Source organism: Nostoc sp. LPT (genome assembly GCF_017115165.1).
Classification (GTDB): domain Bacteria; phylum Cyanobacteriota; class Cyanobacteriia; order Cyanobacteriales; family Nostocaceae; genus Nostoc.
The window spans coordinates 18,402-40,140 of the sequence record NZ_JABXKF010000031.1 but is presented as its reverse complement, the minus strand read 5'-3'; the positions used below and the strand labels follow the sequence as shown (position 1 = coordinate 40,140).

The following is a 21,739-nucleotide window of genomic DNA, read 5'->3' as shown; positions in this document are numbered from 1 at the left end:
GTATAGAATTTACTCTACAAGTGTATATTGCAACAACTTGTTTTGTACCTTCCCGAAATTTTGAGTCACATTTTAGAACTAATTTTTTGCTTTCGCCTAGAAAGCCTCAATTGTTTGTTTTAATTCTTAGTATTTTTGTTTAGCACAACTATTATCAGCCTTCGATACCACAAACCACAACTACCGCTTTTAATCACGGCATAATTGTTGTGGCTGGAAGAATCTATTGATGATTGATTTTTTTGGGACTTTCCCACTATGCAGTAACAAAAATACCACTATTGGGGATTTACCCTGATAACAAGAGACAAAAATCATATCATAATTTACCCTTCATTACAATTATCTATTTGGGTATTATAGATTTTTGCCTCCTTTTTTTTAAATTGTTAATGCATATGCAGAAAACAGTCTATCTTGATTGCTAGTCTGTGAAGGGGAATATTCAGGAGTGCTGAGTTTTGTTAGCGGATAGCTAAGGTTTAGCCCGTGCTGAGTTCTGAGTAAGAAGTAATGAGTAAGACGTAGTACTTGTGAATCTTTTCCTAAGTACTCACTACTCGTAACTGATTTGATGCCTAATCGGTCTAATTTTACTTTTTACTCAGCACTCGGTACTGTTTTGGTGAGAGAGAAAACCTAAAGCGGCAGATATTGCCGTTAGAGTCAAATCCTCATGGGGTATGAGCTGAAAAGTTAAAAAGCAAAAATTAAAAATTCAGCTATTCCCTAAGACCCTTTTTGGTGCATAAATAAAGTTTGATTGTTGAGTCTTACAAACGCTAGCCTGTTAAAAGCTGAAGTGTTATCAGACCAAGTTATTTAAGACTGTAACTTTAAGTTGTACAACAGGGATACTCAAAAATAATGATTCAAGAGCGTACTTTACCCACATTTAATCCTGCTACTACGCATATTACAAAGGAAGAAGGGTTACGGTTGTACGAGGACATGGTATTAGGGCGCTTGTTTGAAGACAAATGCGCTGAAATGTACTACAGGGGCAAGATGTTTGGTTTTGTCCATTTGTACAACGGTCAAGAAGCCGTTTGCAGTGGTGTTGTGCAGTCAATGCGACCGGGTGAAGATTTCGTTTGTAGTACCTACCGCGACCACGTTCATGCTCTGAGTGCAGGTGTACCAGCAAAAGAGGTAATGGCAGAATTATTTGGCAAAGCCACAGGTTGCAGCAAAGGGCGCGGTGGTTCGATGCACATGTTTTCTGCCGAACATCGTTTGCTGGGTGGCTATGCTTTTGTGGCTGAGGGAATTCCTGTAGCAGCTGGGGCGGCTTTTCAAACCAAATACCGCCGCGAAGTGCTGGGAGATAAAAATGCTGACCAAGTTACAGCTTGCTTTTTTGGCGACGGTGCAGCTAATAACGGTCAGTTTTTTGAGACCCTAAATATGGCAGCCCTATGGAAACTGCCAATTCTGTTTGTAGTCGAAAATAATAAGTGGGCCATTGGGATGTCTCACGAACGAGCCACTTCCCAGCCAGAGATTTATAAAAAAGCCAGTGTATTTAACATGGTGGGCGTGGAAGTAGATGGCATGGATGTACTAGCAGTCCGAGCCGTGGCCCAAGAAGCTGTAGCCCGTGCCCGTGCAGGTGAAGGCCCAACATTAATTGAGGCGCTTACCTACCGATTCCGGGGTCACTCCTTGGCAGACCCAGATGAAATGCGAAGCAAAGCGGAGAAAGAATTTTGGTTCGCCCGTGACCCAATTAAGAAGTTGGCAGCTTATTTGCTAGAGCAAAACCTGGCGGATGAGGGAGAAATTAAAGCAATTGACCGTAAAATTCAGGATGTAATCGACGAGGCAGTTAAGTTCGCCGAAAGTAGCCCCGAACCAGACCCCAGCGAGTTATATCGTTTCGTGTTTGCAGAAGACGAATAAACATAAACAGTGCTGAGTTATGAGTGCTGAGTGCTGAGTACTTTTTATTCTGCTCAGGACTTAGCATTAGGTACTCAGCACTCCACTTTACCCAGGACTAAAATTTGTGTTTAGCATTGCAGTTCAACAGCAACAGTACAAAACCTATATTCTTTCGGACGAAGCCGCTGGTTCTCAATTGGAAGTCGTACCCGAACGCGGCGGTATCATTACCCGTTGGCGTATTCAAGGGCAAGAAATTTTCTACCTGGATGCTGAACGCTTTACTCATCCTGAGTTGACTGTCAGAGGTGGGAATCCAATTTTGTTTCCTATTTGTGGCAATCTACCAGATAATACTTACACTCATAAGGGTCAAAAATATACTCTCAAACAACACGGTTTTGCTCGTGAATTGCCGTGGTCAGCAACAGAACAAGAAACTAAAGATAAAGCTAGTCTAACTATCGTTCTGAACAGTAATGAGCAAACCAAGGCTGTTTATCCTTTTGATTTTCAACTGGCTTTCACCTACGAACTTCAAGGTAATACCCTAGAAGTCCGCCAGCAGTATAAAAATTTGTCATCCACACCAATGCCCTTTTCGGCTGGTTTCCATCCCTACTTTCTCTGTGGTGATAAAACTCAGCTAGAGCTTGAAATTCCTTCTAAGCAGTATCAAGATAATCAAACTAAGGAAATTCACTCTTTTGACGGCAATTTTGACTTTAGCCGTGATGAAATTGATTTTGCCTTTGGACAGTTAACGAGTCAATCAGCCACTGCCATAGATCGCAGCCGGAAGTTAAAACTCACCTTGGATTATGATGATTTCTCTACCTACCTGGTATTTTGGACAGTCAAAGGCAAAGAATTCTACTGTCTAGAACCGTGGAGTGCCACCCGTAACTCTCTTAATACTGGTGATAACCTGACTGTGTTAGCACCAAAAGCTAGCCACACAGCATCTGTAAGGTTTACTGCCAATTTTTTCTAAACCCCTTTACAAATCTACAAATTTATATGCTATAATGGCAAAGTTGCGAAATGCAATGAAAGGGTCGCTAACTCAACGGTAGAGTACTCGGCTTTTAACCGATTAGTTCCGGGTTCGAATCCCGGGCGACCCATATTCAAGGGAAAAATGCTTGCTAAGTCTTTGAGGATAAAAGTCGAGGCTAGCTCTATCCCTATCAAAAAAATTGTGAATGCGATCGCTCTGGGGAATAAAAAATTTTCGGATGAGCGATTGCTTTTTGCTAAAGATAAAAGAAAGATTACAGATTAATCGAAATTAACTGAGTTGTCTGCCTATTTCAGTGATATGGCTACTTTTGCGATCATGGTTTGTAGATACTGCTTTATTTTTATTCATTGTTATACAGTTATATTTATTCAGTATTATCTCGTAGTTATTTATAAATCAAATATGATTCCTGTAGTATATACGTATAAAACATAAGTTATAAAAACTTAAATGTTAATTATTTAATACTTAAGGGAATACTAATTAAAGTTGTGTAAAGCTGACTCTTTTCCTTTTATAGGAACGAAAAAAGAGTATTTGAAACAGACAATAGTCAAGAATTTGGGTATGCCCTTTATCTATTAATTTAGGAAATAAATTAATATAATATGGAAAATTTGACAAGCGAGCAAGCTGAAGAAGCTTTGTTTCGCCTAGCAGCAATTGTAGAGTCCTCTGAGGATGCTATTATCAGCAAAACCTTAGATGGAGTAATTGTTAGCTGGAATCTTGGTGCAGAAAGAATATTTGGCTATAAAGGAAAAGAAGTACTTGGTCAACATGGGACAATACTTTTTCCTGCCGATCGCATCAACGAGGAAGCCCAAATTATTTAGAAATTGAGGCAAGGAGAACGAGTTGAACACTTTGAAACCGTGCGTCAACACAAAGATGGGACACTGATTGATATCTCGCTAACAATTTCTCCGATTAAAAATTCGACAGGTACAATCATTGGTGTCTCCAAAATTGCTCGTGATATCAGTACTCGTAAACAAATTGAAAAAGCTTTGCAAGATTCAGAAGCTCAGCTGCGTCAGAAAGCAACTGAGTTGGAAACTACCTTACTTGAACTAAAGCGAACGCAAACTCAGCTAGTGCAAAATGAGAAAATGTCTAGTTTAGGGCAGTTAGTCGCTGGGATGGCGCATGAAATTAATAACCCAGTGAACTTCATCTATGCCAACCTCAAGCCTGCCAATGAGTATATTCAAGACCTATTAAGACTGCTGCGGTTGTATCAAAAGTTTTATCCCAGTCCCGTGGCGGAAATCCAGTACGAAAGCGAGGAGATCGACCTAGATTTCCTGCTAAAAGATTTGCCCCAGTTACTTTCTTCAATGGAAGTTGGAGCAGTGCGGATTCAAACGATCGTGCGCTCTTTACGGAACTTTTCCCGTATGGACGAAGCTGAGATCAAACAGGTCAACATCCATGAGGGCATTGATAGTACGCTGATGATTTTGCAGCATCGCCTGAAAGGCAAGTTTGACCAGGAAATTAATGTGGTTAAGAATTATGGCAACCTACCATTGGTTGAGTGCAAAGCTTCTCAACTGAACCAGGTGTTTATGAATATCATTTGTAATGCAATCGATGCCCTTGAAGAACGAGATTTACAGCGTACATTTAGCGAGATTGAGCAACAGCCCAGTCAAATTCTGATTTGTACTAAGATGCTTGATTCACATCATGTACAGATTCGGATTGTAGATAACGGTCTTGGTATTCCAAAATTTGTTCAAGAACGATTGTTTGACCCATTCTTTACCACTAAGCCAGTTGGCAAGGGGACTGGATTAGGGTTGTCGATCAGCCACCAGATTGTTACCGAAAAGCATAATGGCTCATTGCGGTGCCATTCCATACCCGATCAGGAAACCGAGTTTGTGATTGAGATCCCGATTCGATATAAGTGTATAAACAATGTTTTATAAATTTAGGTATCTAATTTTACTTTAGTGTAAAAATTTTCAGTCTACTGAATTTGAAGACTTAGAAAGAGCGATCTTAGATCGTTTATTTAGGAAATGCGATCGCTTTTATTTAAATAGAGATTTTACAGATGATTTGGGTGCGATCGCGATCGCGTAGCGTCTGGCAGAAAAGCGTTCCCAACCGTCGTATGCGCTCACTTCATTCAGCAATCTAGGATACAGAGCTACCAAAGCCTTTAAACGTAGGGTAGCTTACCATACAGTAGAATAGGTGAAGTATAGGGCATGTTTATGAGCGATGGCGTAAACTTTTTCAACATAGACACACGACACTAGTTATAATTTCCTATAAGTTGAAAAAACTCTTAAGATTTAGCGTAATAATTACGCTTCTCTCACACAGACTAGCTGACAACCACATTAGGAGGACTATCTATGGCGCTTGTACCACTGCGGCTGCTGTTGGATCACGCAGCTGAAAACGGTTACGGCATCCCAGCTTTCAACGTTAACAATTTGGAGCAGATTCAGGCGATCCTGAAGGCTGCTGTCGAGACAGATAGCCCCGTAATTTTACAAGCTTCACGCGGTGCTCGTAATTATGCAGGAGAAAACTTTCTCCGCCACCTGATTTTGGCAGCTGTAGAAACCTATCCTCATATTCCCATTGTCATGCACCAAGATCATGGTAATGCACCTGCTACCTGCTACTCAGCGATTAAGAACAACTTCACCAGCGTGATGATGGATGGTTCTTTAGAAGCTGATGCAAAAACTCCCGCTAGCTTCGAGTACAACGTCAGTGTTACCCGCGAAGTTGTAAATGTAGCTCATGCTCTGGGTGTCAGCGTTGAAGGTGAACTCGGTTGTTTGGGTTCTCTAGAAACTGGTGCTGGCGAAGCTGAAGATGGTCACGGGTTTGAAGGTACACTCGACCACTCACAGCTGCTAACCGACCCCGATGAAGCTGTTGACTTCGTAGAAGCAACCCAAGTAGATGCTTTGGCTGTTGCCATTGGCACAAGCCACGGTGCTTACAAGTTTACTCGCAAGCCAACTGGCGAAATTTTGGCCATCAGCCGCATTGAAGAAATTCACCGCCGTCTGCCTAACACCCACTTGGTAATGCACGGTTCATCCTCTGTACCTGAAGATTTACTTGCACTGATTAACCAGTATGGTGGTGCAATTCCTGAAACCTACGGTGTACCTGTAGAAGAAATCCAAAAAGGTATTAAGAGTGGTGTACGTAAAGTAAACATCGACACCGACAACCGTTTGGCTATTACTGCTGCTGTACGTGAAGCTTTGGCTAAAAAACCAGAGGAGTTTGACCCCCGTCACTTCCTCAAGCCTTCTATTACATACATGCAGAAAGTTTGTGCTGAACGCTATCAGCAATTTGGCACAGCTGGCAATGCAAGCAAGATTAAGCAAATTTCTTTGGAAGATTTTGCTGCTAAGTATGCTAAAGGTGAACTTAACGTTGTTACCAAATCAGCTGCTAAAGTTTAATTTTGACAACAAATAAATAGGGGGACATTACTGCTATGCTCCTCAAAAACTGAGGGTTTTAATGTTGTCAGAAACCGGGTAAACACCCGGTTTTTTGTTTGATTCATAAGGATTGGGAATGGGGAATGGGGCATGGGGCATGGGGCATTGGTCAATAATCAATAGTTCTTCTCCCCCATCTCCCCCATCTCCCTCATCTCCCTCATCTCCCTCATCCCCCCAGTCCCCAGTCCCTAGAACACCCGATGCTGTAAGGAAGGCATTTGACGGCGGACTTGTTCGAGCCTAGTGGGCTTGATTTCTGCGATCGCAATTCCGGGTTTTTCTCCAGCATCGGCTAAAATTACACCCCAAGGGTCGATAATGACGGCGTGGCCGTGGGTTAGACGACGGGCGTAGTTATTTCCTGTTTGAGCGGGAGCAATGACGTAGGCGGTATTTTCGATGGCTCTGGCTTGTAGTAGTACTTGCCAGTGGTCTTTACCTGTAAAAGCGGTAAAAGCGGCGGGAATAAAGATAACATCAGCTCCCTTATCTGCCAGATGACGATACAGTTCTGGGAATCGGACATCATAACAAATAGAAAGCCCTAAATTACCGAGCTTTTCTGAAAAATATACGGGGGGCAGTTGCGTACCAGCCACAACCGTGCTGGATTCGCGATAGGTGTTGCCGTCGGGGACATCAACGTCAAATAGGTGTACTTTGTAGTAGCGGGAAAGTTCTTGACCGCTGGGGTCGATGAGTAGAGTTGTGTTATAAACTTTACCTGTATTATCTACAGGAAGTGGAAAGCTGCCGCCCAAGATGGTAATTTGAAAGCGTTGAGCCATTTTTTTGAGAAACTTTTCACTTTCAAGAGCGATCGCATCACCTTGTGCGAGTTTATCTTTTTCTTCTCCCATATAGGAAAAGTTTTCTGGCAAACCCACCAATTCAGCACCTTGACGCACGGCAAGCTCTATTAATTCTTCTGCCTGTGCCAAATTTTTCTGTAAATCGGACACACTGGTCAATTGAATAGCGGCGGCTAAATAAGACTTCATAGATTCAACAACGAACAGTTGATTTATGGAAAAGAGATTATCAAAATATATCGCTACTTCAACATTTGTGGAACTTAATTAGAAATGCGTCAGCATTGCTTTTCTTTAACACACTGGTTTTATTACTGATCTTAATCTTCCTCTGGGTTCTAGCAAACTGAGCAAGATAAAGATTAGGTTGTGATCAAACCTTGATATAAAGCTGTCTACTGTGGATATTCCTATTCTCATTCAAACATTTATCGCTGTGTTTGTCTTGGCAGATGCTGTGGGCAATATACCGATTGTTTTAGTTTTGACTAAGGGCATGATGCCAGACCAAAGAAACAAAGTTATAGATAAAGCAATTATCATTGCGATCGCAGTTCTTTTGCTATTTGCCTTTGCAGGGCAAATAATTTTAAATTACTTGGAAATCAGTATCGGCTCTTTGCGAATAGCAGGAGGAATATTGTTGCTGTTAATTGCTTTGCAAATGCTGCGGGGAGAATTAGATCAGCCGATTATTGAAGAAGAACGCGATGTCGCAATTACTCCACTAGCTTTACCGCTGCTAGCAGGGCCAGGGACTTTGACAACGGTGATGTTGCTGATGTCAAAATCACAGAGTCCGCATATTGCTGTGGCGGTGGGTATCGTAGGGGCAATGTTTATCACTTGGTTAATTTTGCGTTTAGCAAATCTGATTGACCAGTGGATTGGTGCAGAAGGTGGAGTAATTGTGACTCAACTTTTGGGTTTTCTGTTGGCGGCGCTAGCAGTGGAAATTGGTAGTACAGGAATTAGGGAGTTGTTTTTGAGCTAGAAAACTCCTAAAAATATTCGGAATCGGAAAATGTATACAAATGTAAACAAGTTTGATAGACGACAAATTCGTGCCTCTCAAACTTGTTTATGAAAATTAACTTAAAGTTAGAACAAAATGGATAACTCAAGAGGATTTTATTGCCGATTGAGTTTCAAAGATGCTTTTCGAGAGTGGAAGCTAATGTAGTTTTAGGCACAGCGCCGACCACCATATCCACTTTTTGTCCACCCTTAAAAATCATTAATGTAGGAATGCTGCGGATGCCGTACTGACTAGCAACATTCGGATTTTCATCTGTGTTGACTTTTACGACCTTTATTTGACCTTTGTACTGTTCGGAGATTTCATCGACAACAGGAGCTACCATACGGCATGGTCCGCACCAGGGTGCCCAAAAGTCAACTAAAACGGGTACATCGCTGTCGAGTACTTCTTGCTTGAAACTAGAATCGGTAACTTGTGCGGCTGTTGACATGCCTAAAACCTTCGCCAATAATATCTGAACTTGGTGAAAATTCTACCATAGCAAAAACCTCAGCTTGGGAGTGGGAGGATGTACATTTGCAAAGAAGCTCTCTTATTTTATTTACAAACATAAGGAACCGCCCGAACAGTAGTCCGGGCGGAGTGTGGTGTGAGGAGTGAACGGAAACATGCGTCTCCGCTATCTCTATTGTAAGCGACATATCGGATTTTTCCAGCAATTGTTTAGGGGGCCAGAAAAATTTATTAAAGGATTAGGGATTAGGATTAAAATAAATCTTTCTCAGTCCCCAGTTCCCAGTCTCCAATTTTATTTCCCCATACCTAATTGTTGAGCTTTTTGGTAAACTTTGCCCTCGGTTAATAAAGAAGGTGCAATTATAACTTCCACTTGCTGCATTTCTTTAATATTTTTCACTCCCAAAGTACCCATGCTGGTCTTTAAGGCTCCTAAAAGGTTGTGAGTACCATCATCTAGTCCTGCTGGGCCAATGAGTATTTGCTCTAAGCTACCAGTGGTGGCAACGCGAATGCGGGTGCCACGGGGCAAGACTGGGCTAGGAGTTGCCATACCCCAATGATAACCTCGTCCTGGGGCTTCTGCGGCTCTGGCAAAGGGGGAGCCAATCATCACACCATCAGCGCCACAGGCGATACATTTGCAAATGTCGCCACCAGTGATTAAACCGCCATCAGCAATAATGGGGATATAGTTGCCAGTTTCGTTATAGTAATCATCTCGTGCTGCGGCACAATCTGCGATCGCAGTCGCCTGTGGCACACCTACACCCAACACCCCACGAGAAGTACAAGCCGCACCAGGTCCAATTCCCACCAGTACCCCAGCCGCCCCAGCTTTCAACAAATTCAATGTGACTTCATAAGTTACGCAATTACCCAATACCACGGGGATGGGCATGGAACGGCAAAATTCTGCTAAATCAAGTGGTACTAAAGATTCTGGTGACAAATGTGCAGTAGAAACTACCGTAGCCTGGACAAAAAATAAATCTGCTCCCGCTTTTGCCACTACCTCACCATATTTACTTGCACCGGCTGGAGTCGCACTCACTGCGGCAATGCCACCTTGTTGTTTAATTTCCTGAATACGTTGTTCAATTAATTCCGGTTTTATTGGTTCGGCATAGAGTTCTTGCATTAGGGCAACAAATTCATCTTTCCCCACAGAGGTAATCCGATCTAATATTGGCTCTGGGTCGGCATAGCGAGTTTGAATACCCTCTAAGTTGAGGACACCTAATGCTCCTAACTGTGACAAACGTACAGCCATACGAACATCTACTACACTATCCATAGCACTAGCAATTATCGGGATTTCTCGCTCAATATTGCCAATACGCCACTTAGTATCTGCCAAACTAGGGTCTAGTGTTCTGTTACCAGGGGCTAGAGCTATTTCATCTATTCCGTAAGCTCTGCGAGCTGTTTTTCCCCGCCCAAGTTGAATTTCCACGCTTTAACTTTACTCAAATCTGTTTAAGCTAGGGTATCAAATTGTGGGAAAAATTGGGGCGTTTTTTCCCGAACCATATTAAGTGACTAGTGACGGCTGTCATTAGTCATTTGGATTTTGACCAATTCAAAATCCAAAATTAGTTTTATTTACCGTTTATTTTTAGCGGCATCCATACCAGTGTAACCAGTTGCTAACCAAATTATCGCTCTAGCTCCATCACGAATAGATTTTTCGATAGATTCAGGGGGTTTTTCTGACGGAACTGGCACTGGTTTTAAATAAATACCCCGACTACCCAAAATAATTTCGCCAATGACACAAGCCCGGCGCATGTGAAAGTCTGAAGTAATCAAATAAACGCTCTTAATGCCGCGAGCTTGCAAATCATCTACCAAAGTAGTAAAATTGGTAACTGTATCTACTGCTTCATAATCCAAGTGTAAACGTTGAGGATCAACACCAGCTTTGGTAAACACTCTTTGGGTGAATGTACGTGGACTACCGCCTGTAATCCAAATCGGTATATTTGGATGCTCGCGAACAAATCTTGCTGTAAATTTTTCTCGCTCTAAATGTCTCGTTGAACCACCTAACACTATAACTGCTTGCGGCTGCACAAATTGGTTTTGTACTTCTTTATATCCCCACCACATCATTATTGGTAGGACAAAAGCCATAAAACGAAAAGATTTATTTGTAAAGAGTAGCTTATTCAAGGCTCAATAACTTAATTTACTTAGTGCACAATTTTCTCTGGATATAAGAAAAAACAATTGATAGTAGAGTAGCAAACTTCTAAAGAATCTGCCCAAATATAAATTTGACTGGTTTTCGTGTAATAGCGCGATCAAGCGTGCCTGTTTTTCCTCTAATTGATGTGATTGATGGATTATCCTAACCGATATCGGACGATTCATCAAAGGGTTCTAACCACTTTATCTAGTAGTTCTCAATTGCACGGAATATAGGAGCCAGTTGCGCGAGCGGATATGCCGACTTGGGCGAACTGGCATACTACTGTTAGAGGTACAGCAATGCTGTTACCCTGTGAATTGCTATATATATGAATTGTTTGAACATAACGGGACTGGTGCGACTTGAACGCACGACCTGACGCTTAGGAGGCGTCCGCTCTATCCAACTGAGCTACAACCCCAACTACGAAGCATATATAATTATAGCAGTAGTTTTAGGGAGACTGCCAACAATTATCCCAAGAGCCGCCGCCTACTTCTAAACCACAAAGAAAACTTTTTGCTTTTAGAATTATTTTAGATTTTCTCCCATTTAGTTCTCGTAACTCTAAATTTAGTTTTCCTTGCATGGTGTCCCGGCAACAGTATCTTAGACCTTCTGCTGTGGGCGCACGTAGAGGTGTACCAGGTAAATTCGTGGTTCCTGTTAATTCAATTTCATAACTAGAGTTGCTAGCTTTAATTTGCCACCTACCCCAAGGCTGAATTTGCCACTCTACTTGTGAATTCCAGGGAACAAATTCATAAAACTTGCCTTGATAGTGCAGTCCAATCATCGCTACAGATTCCATCCACCACAGCACACCCCGCCGTCCACCGCCAGCAGTTAATGCTAAGTCGGGTTCGTCCTCGAAGCAATTACAATTTATCCAAAACCATTTTTGCGGAAAAGCACCACCCCAATTTTTCTCACCGTAAGCTGGGGCGTTAGTGAATTCGTAGATTTTGCCATTCCAGTCAATCTTCCCACTAGCTAGACCGTGAGCCATCAAAATTTGCCATCCAGGTTCAAAAATCTGCAAGAACGACAGCCAGCCTGCTGTTGATTGCTGAATGGCATTTTGATTGCCCCAACCGTATACTGGTTGAATTTCATACTGCCAACGGCAATAATTATTGGTGGCACGATCGCGAATTATTCCTTGATTCAAGGTGGCCGTAGCTTGATAGCCTTCTTGGACATGATACTCAAACTCTGCTGGGAGTAAGTATAGGGGAGAAACTTGCAAATTATTTTTACCCCAATGACCTAAACCCAAAACATCCCGACTACCCCAAAATTTGTTGACATCAGGAAAAGTACGGCAGAGGTACTGATCATCCGGGCCGAGGATTTGAGCTGCACCGCCACTGTAAGGTTTACCGCCGATGGGATCTTCAATAGAGTACATAAAGGCGAATGTTTGCCCAATTTCCGGTAGTGTGACACGGTAATACCAACCTTCAAAGAAGCGGCGACTACTACCATCCCAGTGATAGCCAGAATGGGGCGTTTGGAGAGAATTTAAGGGAATAGTTAACATAGATTTATCTAATTGCCGATTTTTTCAGTATGCGCGATCGCTTCGATATTAATGATGCTTATGAAATTCTTGGGCTGAAACCCGGTGCATCTCAAGCACAGGTGAAGCGAACTTACCGTAAACTGGTGAAAATTTGGCATCCCGATCGCTTTGTCGATCAAAGGCAAAAACAGGAAGCTGAGGAAAAAATCAAATCAATCAACGCAGCTTACAACAGGCTCAAATCTGAAATTCCATCTGAGCCTCCCATTCCTGAAAATCCATCTTCATCTTCGCCTAAAAATCCCCCAAAAATATCTGTCAATCGTTGGGATGCAGAAACTTTCTACACTTTAGGAGTAGAAAATGCTACTCAAGGAAGATATGAGGATGCGATCGCAGATTTTACCCACGCAATTCGTCTTAATCCTCACTATGTTGACGCATATAAATATCGTGGGCTAGTTTGCTCACAATTAGGATATGAATATAGAGCCGCTTCAGATTTAAATAAAGCTGCACAAATAGAAGAAAAGTTAAGAAATCCGGGGAGTACGCGTACATCACGTTCACCCAGATATGTATCAAAGCCTCAACCTCTGGTAGAAAGATTTTGTCAGAGGATAAAATCTTTACTGCGGCTAAATCGGCGTTGGAGATGAGAAGCAAATACCTTAAGACGCTTTAAATAGCAATACAATACCTTGAGTTATATAACACTAGCAATTGGGAATACTGAATAAACGTGAGTTTGACGGTCTATGTAGTAACCGCCTAATTAGCTTAATAAAGAAACCTCTCCCTAGTTTTACTACGCAAAACCTTCCCTCTCCGACTCGGAGAGGGACAGACTTGAACGAAAGTTCAAGGCAGGGAGAGGTTTGTCAAACTCACGTTAAATAAAGTTGAATTTGCTGCTTATTTCCTATTTAAATATGCAAGATTTAATATCTGTACGCATTCTCAAAGGGCATTCAAATAAGGTAATGTCTGTTGTTTTTAGTCCTGATGGGCAGACTTTAGCTAGTGGTAGTCATGACAAAACTATAAAAATTTGGCATTTAGCTAACCAGGAACCACGCACCTTCAAGGGACATGGAGAGTCTTCTTGGTGGTCTGGAGGGGTAAATTCTGTTGCTTTCAGCCCTAATGGCAAGATTCTAGCCAGTGCTAGTGATGACAAAACTATTAAATTATGGGAAATCTTAACAGGGAATGAAATCTGTACCTTCACAGGACATGAAGAAGAGGTTTACTGTGTTGCCTTTAGCAGGGATGGAAAAACTTTAGCCAGTTGCAGTCAGAACAAGACCATTAAGCTTTGGTCACTAGAGACAGGAAAGCAAGTACACACACTTAAAGGGCATTCAGATAACGTTTTATGTGTCGCTTTCAGCCCAGATGGAAAAACTTTAGCTAGTGGTGGTGCAGGTAATGACAAAACCATTAAGATTTGGCATCTGGCTAAACAGAAAATCCTTACCCTTAAAGGGCATTCCGATTGGTTTGGAGGGATAAATTCTGTTGCTTTCAGCCCAAATAGCAAGACTTTAGCCAGTGGTAGTTGGGACAACACCATTAAGTTATGGCATTTGGAAAGCGGTGAAGAAATCTGTACCCTAACTGGGCATTCTGATCGTGTTTGTTCTGTCGCTTTTAGCCCCAATGGCAAGATCATAGCTAGCGGTAGTAAAGACAAAACGATCAAGCTATGGCAGGTGGATACAGGCAATGAACTCTGTACTTTTTTAGGATCTGAAGATGTAGTTTTTTCCGTTGCCTTTAGCCCAGATGGGAAGATGCTGGCTAGTGGCAGTGGGGATAAAACTATTACCCTATTCCCCATCGCTAAGGCTGTCATTCTTTCATAAATGACCTATAAGCACAATCTATTCTTGATTTATTGAAAATTTAGATGATTTCAGTAAATTACTAGATTTTTTATCAAACCATCATTTGACAGTTTAATAACATCTATCTTTGGGATACTCTTTCTCATGATTAAGTATTAACTCTCTAAAGATTAAGTATTAACTCCCTGGAGATAGAGCCACTTGTTTGAGGGCAGAGGTTATTCTGAGATTACCAACAGTTGAGTAGCAAATAAGACTCAATTTTTATCAGCAACATATATTTTCAGTTCATTAAAACTTTTTGTTTTCACAAAGCTTTAGTTCGTCAATATCTTAATCTGAGGAGTTAAATCAACGGCTATGTCTATTCCTAATGAACGCGAAATCAAAAACAGTGAACTCAAGCAAAAATCTTACACTGATATTAATGGTAATACTCATACTGACTTGACACGAACCACTGAAACAGTCAAGAATAACGCAGCTAATCCCAACTCTTATAGTAACGGTTACGTACATGGTCGAAATGTTGAGCGTAACTACCAGCAAGCAGATTTAGCCCAGCGTGATGAAAACAATGCTAGTGGTGGTTTGCTGTTAGGTATTATCATTACTTCCCTACTTGGTTTGGTTATAGGTGGGGTTTGGTACTTCAACCAGCAGAATAACGCAGCGGTTAACAATATTGTGCCGGTCGCGGTTCCTGTACCGAGTAAGAGTAATCCAACTCCCAGTGCATCTCCTCAACCACAAACGAAAATAATCGAAACAACTAAGGAAGTCCCTGTTCCTGTTGCTGTTCCTGTTCCTGTTCCACAACAGCAAGTTACACCTCCGTCTGCACCTCGCCAACCGGATATTAACATTACTATTCCACCCCAGCAGCCTGCGGCAGAAAAAGCACCTTCTGTAACCCAGCCAACCCCTAAAGCGACACAAAGTCCGGCAACGAGTCCAACTACTAATACTCCGGCTTCGCAGAACGATAGTTCTACTAATACTGTTGCTCCTGGTACGAAAAGTGACACTTCTAAAAGTACTACACCTCAAGGAGTAGACAAGTCAAATAGTACATCTAATAGCGATTCTTCTACCGCAGGCGATTCTGCTCAATAACGGGTTCTGAACTTTCAGTCCACTTGGTAATGTTGGCATTCACGCCAACATTACCAAGTGGGACAATTTTTAAGGAATGTTTCTGAATTATTGCGATAAATTAATGGTGTTCAAGTTTAGTAAAGGTGTCTTGTGGCTAAACAAACACAATGCTAGATTAAGACCAAGGTACAAACAGGTTAAAAGTTAAACAAAAACTTTCAAGTTAGAGCCTGTGCCTCCTGCTCTAATCTTATCGCGATCGCTATGATTGGTTGTGGCATCCGTTGAATGTGTTTTTGCCTTAAGTTCAATGAGTTGTTTTGGAGGTTTTAGAACGCACAGCCAGAAAATGCCTGCCTAGTTGGAATGTAAGGATGTGCAATTCTGAGTAGAGCGATCGCGAATACTGTCCACCAAATTTTAAGTTAGTCATTTCTGAATTCACCAATCTTCAAGAAACCGCCCCAAGCTATTGAGATTTATCCATCGTAGCTTCAGGCGGTTTCTGCTTTGAGTTTATGTATTTAAATTGCACTCTGACCTGAGGGCTGTCCTTCGTCATTTGTCATTTATTTATACCAATGGGCCTTACTGATTGAAAGTATGAATTAGGCTCACGCAAAGGTGCAAAGAAACATTGTTTATTCATACTCTGATTCAGCAACGCCAACCAATGACCAATGACCAATGACTAATGACGAATTAAAGTAATTACAGTCACTTCCGGCGGACAAAATAAACGTCCTGGTTTATAAGTTCCTAAACCACGATTAACATATAGTTGATTTTCTTTTACCTTGTGAAACCCTTGCGCCCACTCCCAATATCGCACTACTTTCGAGCAGTCTCCTAAGAAAAATGTTACCCAACGCCGCAATTTTTTGGGAATTTGTTTGAGGAGCTTTTTATAATAAAATACTACAGGGCCAATGCCCGGAATGACGATGTGACCACCGTGGGTATGACCAGATAGTTGCAAATCTACGCGCCATTGTTGCAATATCTTGGCTGTATCTGGGTTATGGGATAAAACAATGCGCGGTGTAATCGAGTCTAGTTGATTCATGATTGGTGCGGGGTAAAATTCCCGTGACCAATAATCAGCTAGTCCGACCAATGGTAATTCTTTTCCTAGCGGATAGGCGATTTCATTCCAAAGTACGTGAATCCCAATGCTAGTTAACGCCTGTGTAACTTCTACTTTGGAGTGGCTGTAATAGATATCGTGGTTCCCAAGTACGGCGTAGATACCACAGCGACTTTGCAGATGCTTGAGTCGAAGCACCAATTGATGAATTGGTGTGGGATCGTCAGTTACGTAGTCACCAGTTAATAGAATTAAATCTGGTTCAGCTTTGTTAGTAAGTGCGATCGCTTTTTCTAACATCTCTTCCGACAGTCGCAAACCATCATAGTGAAAATCTGACAACTGTACTAACGTTGTACCTTGTAAAGATGCAGGAAGTTCCGCAATCTTAACCGTTATTTTATCTACTCTTAAATGTCCTGTAAACAACCAATGCATAAGTCAACCGATACTCCTCATACCAGCGCTTACAGCTTACCAAAAATAAAAATGTAACTTGATAAAATGCAATAATTTATGTCATCTACTTCAGATACAATTAATTCATTGATTTAAATTATCCGATGAAAGTAAGCAGGTTATGACTGAGTTTGCAAGCACTCATTAGCCAAAATACCTGCTGTAATTGCGTTCTTTTTTTGAATTTGAAATTACCTACTCACCTTGTAGGGTAATTATAGTAACTTCTGGACGGCAAAAAAAGCGTCCTGGGAGGTAAGTTCCCAAACCACGATTGACATATAGCTGATTTTTACCTAACCGATGCAAACCCTGCGCCCATTCCCAATGGTTGACTACAGAAACATTTACTTCTAAAAATGGGACTCGACGCCGCACTTTTCTGGGTATTTTTTTTACAAGCTTTTCGTAAAACAACGCCGCAGGGCCAATTCCGGGAATCACGATTTGACCACCGTGAGTATGACCAGATAATTGTAAATCAACTCGCCATCTTTGTAATATCTCCGCAGTATCTGGGTTGTGAGATAAAACGATGCAGGGTGTGTCAGGGTTTAGCTGGTTCATAACTGGTGCGGGGTAGAATTCCCGTGACCAATAATCAGCTAATCCAACGAGTGGTAATTCTTTTCCTAGTGGATAGGCAATTTCGTTCCAAAGGACGTGAATTCCAATACTAGTAAGGGCTTCTGTAACTTCGGCTTTTGCCTGTCTGTAATGTATATCGTGATTGCCAAGAATAGCATAGATACCACTGCAACTTTGCAGATTTTTGAGTCGAAGTACCAGTTGGTGAATTGGCGTCGGTTCGTCAGTTACGTAGTCACCAGTTAATAAAATTAAATCTGGTTCAGCTTCGTTAGTAACTGCGATCGCTTTTTCTAACATCTCTTCCGACAGCCGCAAACCATCGTAGTGAAAATCTGACAACTGCACCAGCTTTTTACCTTGTAACGATGCAGGCAACCCGGCAATGTTAACCGTCAATGCTTCTGTACTCAACGGCCCAGATAACAACCAATGCATAAAACGTTCAATAAAGCTCAATCATAGCGTTTACAGCTTAACTGAACATTGTTGGTTTGTGTGTAGCGACCAGTGCAAGTTATTGAAAATTTTATGAAACCTCTAGATTTTAGGGTATTTATACTCAGCTAAGTTGAATATAACTTTGCCATGAACTGTTTTTAAAGTGGAGTAGATTTTCTCCAGTACTAACATCCCTAAAACTGTTTATTGAGGTAGTATGACGAATATTTAATATCAAGACAACTTTGCCGCATCAAGAAGCGCTAGGGTATATTCAGCAGATTTAACTATATTTCATCATATCATTCTTGTGGAGGATGTAGTCAATGCAACTTACACCAATCGAAGAAAAGATGTATCTCCTTCCACACACCCAGTCAAAATGTCTGATATCGAAATCAACGAAAAGTATGAGTCTGGAGAGCAAAGAATACTTACCGAAATTAACCGTGAAAAGCTGCCTAGCTTTGTCGAAGCACTAAAGAAGCCTGGGTATATGGATGTGCAACCTTTCTACCAAAGAAGGCTGCGTTGGGATGAAAAGAAGCAATCCAGATTAATAGAGTCGTTTTTGATCAATATTCCTGTTCCTCCAATAGTTCTTTACGAAAAAGAGTTTAGCTTATATGAAGTAATGGATGGTCAACAAAGAATTACTGCCCTTCGGAATTTTTATGACAACCGTTTAAAATTAACAGGTCTTGAACTTTGGCCAGAACTTAATGGACGAACTTATGCCACTCTTCCTGCAAAAATTAAAGCAGGGATTGATCGTCGCTCCATATCATCTATAGTTTTGATTACAGAGTCAGCATCTAATCCTGAAGAAGCGCTGCTTCTGAAACAGCTTGCATTTGAGCGTCTGAATACTGGAGGTGTTGAGTTAAGTCGCCAAGAAGTACGTAACTGTTTGTATTATGGTAAATTCAATCAATTATTACTTGAATTGACAACTAATCCTATATTTACAGAAGCGTGGGGAATTCCTATAAATAAACCTGAAAAACTCGTTAAAAACAACCTATTCAAAAAGATGGAAGATGCCGAATTAGTGCTTCGATTTTTTGCATTACGCCATGTAGGAGATTTTCGTAGAGGAATGCAGGGTTTTCTTGACCTATACATGATTAAAAGTATGAAATTATCAGATGAAGATATTGAATTCCTCAAAAATATCTTTATTCAAACAATAAATTTAGCTCACGAAATATATGCAGAAAATTTATTCAAGCCTTTAGATATAGAGTCTGATGCTTGGAAAGATAAGGCATATAAAGCCTATTATGATGCTGTTATGGTTGGAACTAGTAGACATTTGGCAAATGCAGATATTTTAATTGAGCGTAAGTCTAAGATAATTGAAGAGACAAAGAAACTGCTGAGAGAAGATACATCAAAATTATTTACAGGTGGTGAAAGAAACAAAATTGATGTCGAGAATAGAATTAAATTGTTTGACAATATGTTGTCCAAAATCATCGCAGGGTAAAAAGCGATGTTTGAGGATCTTTTGATAACAGTAAAAGTAAATATTTCTGTTATACGTGCAATTATCAAAACCAATGATAGGCTAAGACAAATTTCCTTTGGTGCGTCTGCTTTAATAAAAAAAGAATGGAACGAGGACACAGAATTAATCCTTGGCACACTCATGCAGGATATTCCCAAGGTAATAGAGTGGCGAGTTTACGACCATTGTGCTGTAGTAACGCGCTTGTACGCAATTTATGAGCGTTTTGTTGAAGACTTAGTTAGTGACTAGTTAGTACTTCTGCCAGGATTATTTTCACATTATTCAGAGCTAGAAGAGACAATACGAAATACTTACCAGATAGGGGTAGGAAGATTATTGCTTGATCTGAGGAAAAACAGATATAAACACCTATCTATTGAGGAAGTTATTCGCGGATTATTTCATGGAGCTACGGGTGAAACAGAATATGAGCTATTGCCAGATGCGTTTCTCTTCCATGAACAGAACTTACGTAAAGAAGCCTTAGAGAAAATGTTGACAGAAGCAGGTATACCAAATTCATGGGCTGGGTAGAATAAACATAGAGCCGTAAAGTATTTTGTACAGGAGATCAGAGGAAATGAAAACACAGCGGAAGGAGAACTCAATGAATTAATTAGCTATCGTAACGACGCAGCCCACGGATTTCCCGACGATGTTCTAGCTTCTAATGCACTGTTAGAATTATGTGACTTTGTGGAGATTTTATGTCAAGCACTTACTGAGTTGGTTACTTACAAAGTTATTGAACGCAAAAAATCAATAGGTCAAGTCAAGGAGGTTGGTAGAATTACTGAATGGTTTAAGAAGCATGAAGCTGGAATAGCAAAGGTTGAGGAAACGACTTTATTGGTTGGAAACAGCCTTTTCCTAGTTAGTGAGGGATCATCTTGCTGCTATTTAGCCACTATTAAGAGTATTAAAATGAATGATATATCAGTTAATGAAACAAAAACAACTACGGGGATGGAAGTTGGTTTGAAATTTGATGTGGATGCTAAAAAAGGATTGCGTTTGTATCAATTACACGTTTTAAATGTACTGAATTCAATCCTTTTTCTTTTAACCAAATTATTTTATTGCAAAACAATCAAAAAAATAACGCCTACCTGTAATTTTATGGTGACGTTATTTTTTTAATTTAATTCACAGTTAAAAATAATTAAATGAATGTGCTAAATCTATCTCATTGATTGACCGCAATTTTATATTTATACAGCACTGCGGTTGGTTAATAAATTCCACAAGAAAACTGCGACAATTGCACCAAGAACTGCTACTGCAATACCTGGAATGCTAAGACTAGGAGCTGCTAGAGATAAAGTTCCCGTACTGAAGAATACACCTAAACTACCGCCAACAAAAGCACCGATGATTCCTAACACTATGGTTCCTAGAATTCCGCCACCTTGATGACCAGGGTAGATAGCTTTTGCGATCGCACCAGCAATTAGACCTAAAACAATCCAAGCAAGAATATTTATTGTTGTTAAGTTTGGTAAACGTTTTTAACTTACACAGTACATGTTAACGATCTTCATTTCTGACTTAATCTACCATCAGAATTAATTATAAATATCCGTTAGGAATAGTTTAATTGCTACTAGATTTTTTAATATATTGCGGCTACCATCCTGCTTAGGACAAGTCGGCTATGGATAGGTGTGACAGCCGTTTTCTTAGGATTTGCCAATGTCCTCAGCTGTCTGACCACTGCTATATTACCCATTTGAGGTAGATAGTCAATTAAAAAAAAGCTCCTAGTAGGTCTTTAACTAGGGGCTTATACAAACTATTGCTTGGTAATTGCAGTATATGCATTTTTAATTAGCTCTCTCCTCTACTAGAAGAATTAAGCTGAGTTTTTAGAGAGTGTCTCTAAAGTAATGTAAAGGAAGCAAGTGAAGGCGATTGAGACGATCGCCTATCCTTTTTCAAGTTCATGTCTAGTTTTTAATTTTTAATTGCTTATCCCACGATCGCTACCAATGACTTGATGGCTGAGAAATGGGAACAGTCTGCGGTAATACCAATGCATACTTAGAAAAATCAGACTTACTAAAGTTAGCAGCATAACACCCAAAATCGTTGTATATGCCTTAGTGCGCCACCAAAAGCCATTCGCACCTAGTCGCACAAGCTTCCATAAGTTAGTTATATCGACGCTTTCAGAATCGTGAATGGTGATTGGTAAGGATGCTGCTGTGTTTTGTCGTGCAATTGTCATTTTAATTACTCCTTTAGACTCAAATGCTGAGGCATTTAATTT

22 protein-coding genes, 2 tRNA genes and 2 pseudogenes are annotated in these 21,739 nt (G+C 40.8%); 15 read left to right on the top strand and 11 right to left on the bottom strand.

What is annotated here, in order from left to right; all coding sequences use genetic code 11:
• Window positions 1-867: 867 nt before the first annotated feature.
• The 7 genes and pseudogenes from pdhA (at window position 868) to fba (ending at window position 6,360) form a co-directional block, all read left to right on the top strand.
• Window positions 868-1,902 carry a pyruvate dehydrogenase (acetyl-transferring) E1 component subunit alpha gene (gene pdhA / locus HWQ58_RS06430; protein ID WP_292859281.1) on the top strand — a complete coding sequence of 345 codons (1,035 nt, stop codon included), beginning with the start codon at window positions 868-870 and terminating at the stop codon, window positions 1,900-1,902.
• A 106-nt stretch (window positions 1,903-2,008) separates the two neighbouring features.
• Complete coding sequence (locus HWQ58_RS06425; RefSeq protein ID WP_292859278.1) at window positions 2,009-2,878, top strand: aldose epimerase; 870 nt, start codon at window positions 2,009-2,011, stop codon at window positions 2,876-2,878.
• Window positions 2,879-2,939: 61 nt separating this feature from the next.
• Window positions 2,940-3,011, top strand: a tRNA-Lys gene (locus tag HWQ58_RS06420).
• A gap of 14 nt (window positions 3,012-3,025) precedes the next feature.
• Window positions 3,026-3,169: a hypothetical protein gene (locus HWQ58_RS06415; protein WP_292859276.1), complete on the top strand. Its 144-nt coding sequence runs from the start codon at window positions 3,026-3,028 to the stop codon at window positions 3,167-3,169.
• Between the two features lie 347 nt (window positions 3,170-3,516).
• Window positions 3,517-3,909, top strand: a pseudogene (locus HWQ58_RS38340) (PAS domain S-box protein); the annotation flags it as partial.
• A 111-nt stretch (window positions 3,910-4,020) separates the two neighbouring features.
• On the top strand, window positions 4,021-4,845 hold the full coding sequence (locus HWQ58_RS38335; protein WP_366837477.1) for an ATP-binding protein: 825 nt from the start codon (window positions 4,021-4,023) through the stop codon (window positions 4,843-4,845).
• 435 nt (window positions 4,846-5,280) lie between these two features.
• A complete protein-coding gene (fba, locus tag HWQ58_RS06405) occupies window positions 5,281-6,360 on the top strand; it encodes a class II fructose-bisphosphate aldolase (RefSeq protein WP_229485451.1) in 1,080 nt (359 codons plus the stop codon).
• A 233-nt stretch (window positions 6,361-6,593) separates the two neighbouring features.
• Here the strand turns inward: fba and HWQ58_RS06400 are convergent, their stop codons facing one another.
• On the bottom strand, window positions 6,594-7,406 hold the full coding sequence (locus HWQ58_RS06400; protein ID WP_292859273.1) for a carbon-nitrogen hydrolase family protein: 813 nt from the start codon (window positions 7,404-7,406) through the stop codon (window positions 6,594-6,596).
• Window positions 7,407-7,617: 211 nt separating this feature from the next.
• On the opposite strand from HWQ58_RS06400, the gene HWQ58_RS06395 reads away from it, so the two are divergent.
• Window positions 7,618-8,211, top strand: a complete 594-nt coding sequence (locus tag HWQ58_RS06395; protein WP_292859271.1) for a MarC family protein — start codon at window positions 7,618-7,620, stop codon at window positions 8,209-8,211.
• Between the two features lie 154 nt (window positions 8,212-8,365).
• Here HWQ58_RS06395 and trxA read toward each other — a convergent pair whose 3' ends face one another.
• From trxA to HWQ58_RS06370, 5 genes are all read right to left on the bottom strand, one after another.
• Window positions 8,366-8,689 carry a thioredoxin gene (trxA, locus tag HWQ58_RS06390; protein WP_104909616.1) on the bottom strand — a complete coding sequence of 108 codons (324 nt, stop codon included), beginning with the start codon at window positions 8,687-8,689 and terminating at the stop codon, window positions 8,366-8,368.
• 318 nt (window positions 8,690-9,007) lie between these two features.
• On the bottom strand, window positions 9,008-10,171 hold the full coding sequence (locus HWQ58_RS06385; protein ID WP_292859268.1) for a GuaB3 family IMP dehydrogenase-related protein: 1,164 nt from the start codon (window positions 10,169-10,171) through the stop codon (window positions 9,008-9,010).
• 149 nt (window positions 10,172-10,320) lie between these two features.
• A complete protein-coding gene (locus tag HWQ58_RS06380) occupies window positions 10,321-10,851 on the bottom strand; it encodes a YdcF family protein (protein WP_292859265.1) in 531 nt (176 codons plus the stop codon).
• A 405-nt stretch (window positions 10,852-11,256) separates the two neighbouring features.
• A tRNA-Arg gene (locus HWQ58_RS06375) sits at window positions 11,257-11,330 on the bottom strand.
• A gap of 33 nt (window positions 11,331-11,363) precedes the next feature.
• Window positions 11,364-12,452 carry a tocopherol cyclase family protein gene (locus HWQ58_RS06370; protein ID WP_292859262.1) on the bottom strand — a complete coding sequence of 363 codons (1,089 nt, stop codon included), beginning with the start codon at window positions 12,450-12,452 and terminating at the stop codon, window positions 11,364-11,366.
• A 29-nt stretch (window positions 12,453-12,481) separates the two neighbouring features.
• On the opposite strand from HWQ58_RS06370, the gene HWQ58_RS06365 reads away from it, so the two are divergent.
• The 3 genes from HWQ58_RS06365 (at window position 12,482) to HWQ58_RS06355 (ending at window position 15,400) form a co-directional block, all read left to right on the top strand.
• Window positions 12,482-13,093: a DnaJ domain-containing protein gene (locus tag HWQ58_RS06365; protein ID WP_292859259.1), complete on the top strand. Its 612-nt coding sequence runs from the start codon at window positions 12,482-12,484 to the stop codon at window positions 13,091-13,093.
• A 273-nt stretch (window positions 13,094-13,366) separates the two neighbouring features.
• Window positions 13,367-14,302 (top strand): WD40 repeat domain-containing protein, encoded by a 936-nt coding sequence (locus HWQ58_RS06360; RefSeq protein WP_292859257.1) that lies wholly within the window; start codon window positions 13,367-13,369, stop codon window positions 14,300-14,302.
• Between the two features lie 342 nt (window positions 14,303-14,644).
• A complete protein-coding gene (locus HWQ58_RS06355) occupies window positions 14,645-15,400 on the top strand; it encodes a hypothetical protein (RefSeq protein WP_292859254.1) in 756 nt (251 codons plus the stop codon).
• 289 nt (window positions 15,401-15,689) lie between these two features.
• On the opposite strand, the gene HWQ58_RS06350 is transcribed toward HWQ58_RS06355, so the two are convergent.
• The 3 genes from HWQ58_RS06350 to HWQ58_RS06340 all read right to left on the bottom strand — a co-directional run bounded on the left by HWQ58_RS06350 (window position 15,690) and on the right by HWQ58_RS06340 (window position 17,954).
• On the bottom strand, window positions 15,690-15,815 hold the full coding sequence (locus HWQ58_RS06350; RefSeq protein ID WP_292736867.1) for a hypothetical protein: 126 nt from the start codon (window positions 15,813-15,815) through the stop codon (window positions 15,690-15,692).
• Between the two features lie 258 nt (window positions 15,816-16,073).
• A complete protein-coding gene (locus HWQ58_RS06345) occupies window positions 16,074-16,907 on the bottom strand; it encodes a metallophosphoesterase (RefSeq protein WP_292859251.1) in 834 nt (277 codons plus the stop codon).
• A 216-nt stretch (window positions 16,908-17,123) separates the two neighbouring features.
• Entirely contained in the window at window positions 17,124-17,954 is an 831-nt protein-coding gene (locus HWQ58_RS06340) for a metallophosphoesterase (protein WP_292859249.1), read from the bottom strand.
• Window positions 17,955-18,339: 385 nt separating this feature from the next.
• On the opposite strand from HWQ58_RS06340, the gene HWQ58_RS06335 reads away from it, so the two are divergent.
• The 4 genes and pseudogenes from HWQ58_RS06335 to HWQ58_RS06320 form a co-directional block, all read left to right on the top strand.
• A complete protein-coding gene (locus tag HWQ58_RS06335; RefSeq protein WP_292859246.1) occupies window positions 18,340-19,446 on the top strand; it encodes a DUF262 domain-containing protein in 1,107 nt (368 codons plus the stop codon).
• Between the two features lie 6 nt (window positions 19,447-19,452).
• The gene (locus HWQ58_RS06330; protein WP_292859243.1) at window positions 19,453-19,719 is read left to right on the top strand and encodes a hypothetical protein; all 267 of its coding nucleotides are present in this window, start codon (window positions 19,453-19,455) and stop codon (window positions 19,717-19,719) included.
• An 87-nt stretch (window positions 19,720-19,806) separates the two neighbouring features.
• Window positions 19,807-20,004, top strand: coding sequence for a hypothetical protein (locus HWQ58_RS06325; RefSeq protein ID WP_292859240.1), 198 nt, complete (start codon window positions 19,807-19,809; stop codon window positions 20,002-20,004).
• An 18-nt stretch (window positions 20,005-20,022) separates the two neighbouring features.
• Window positions 20,023-20,610, top strand: a pseudogene (locus HWQ58_RS06320) (MAE_28990/MAE_18760 family HEPN-like nuclease); the annotation flags it as partial.
• Between the two features lie 71 nt (window positions 20,611-20,681).
• Here the strand turns inward: HWQ58_RS06320 and HWQ58_RS06315 are convergent.
• Entirely contained in the window at window positions 20,682-20,954 is a 273-nt protein-coding gene (locus HWQ58_RS06315) for a GlsB/YeaQ/YmgE family stress response membrane protein (RefSeq protein WP_094348080.1), read from the bottom strand.
• A 476-nt stretch (window positions 20,955-21,430) separates the two neighbouring features.
• Window positions 21,431-21,697 carry a hypothetical protein gene (locus HWQ58_RS06310; RefSeq protein WP_292859237.1) on the bottom strand — a complete coding sequence of 89 codons (267 nt, stop codon included), beginning with the start codon at window positions 21,695-21,697 and terminating at the stop codon, window positions 21,431-21,433.
• Window positions 21,698-21,739: the final 42 nt, after the last annotated feature.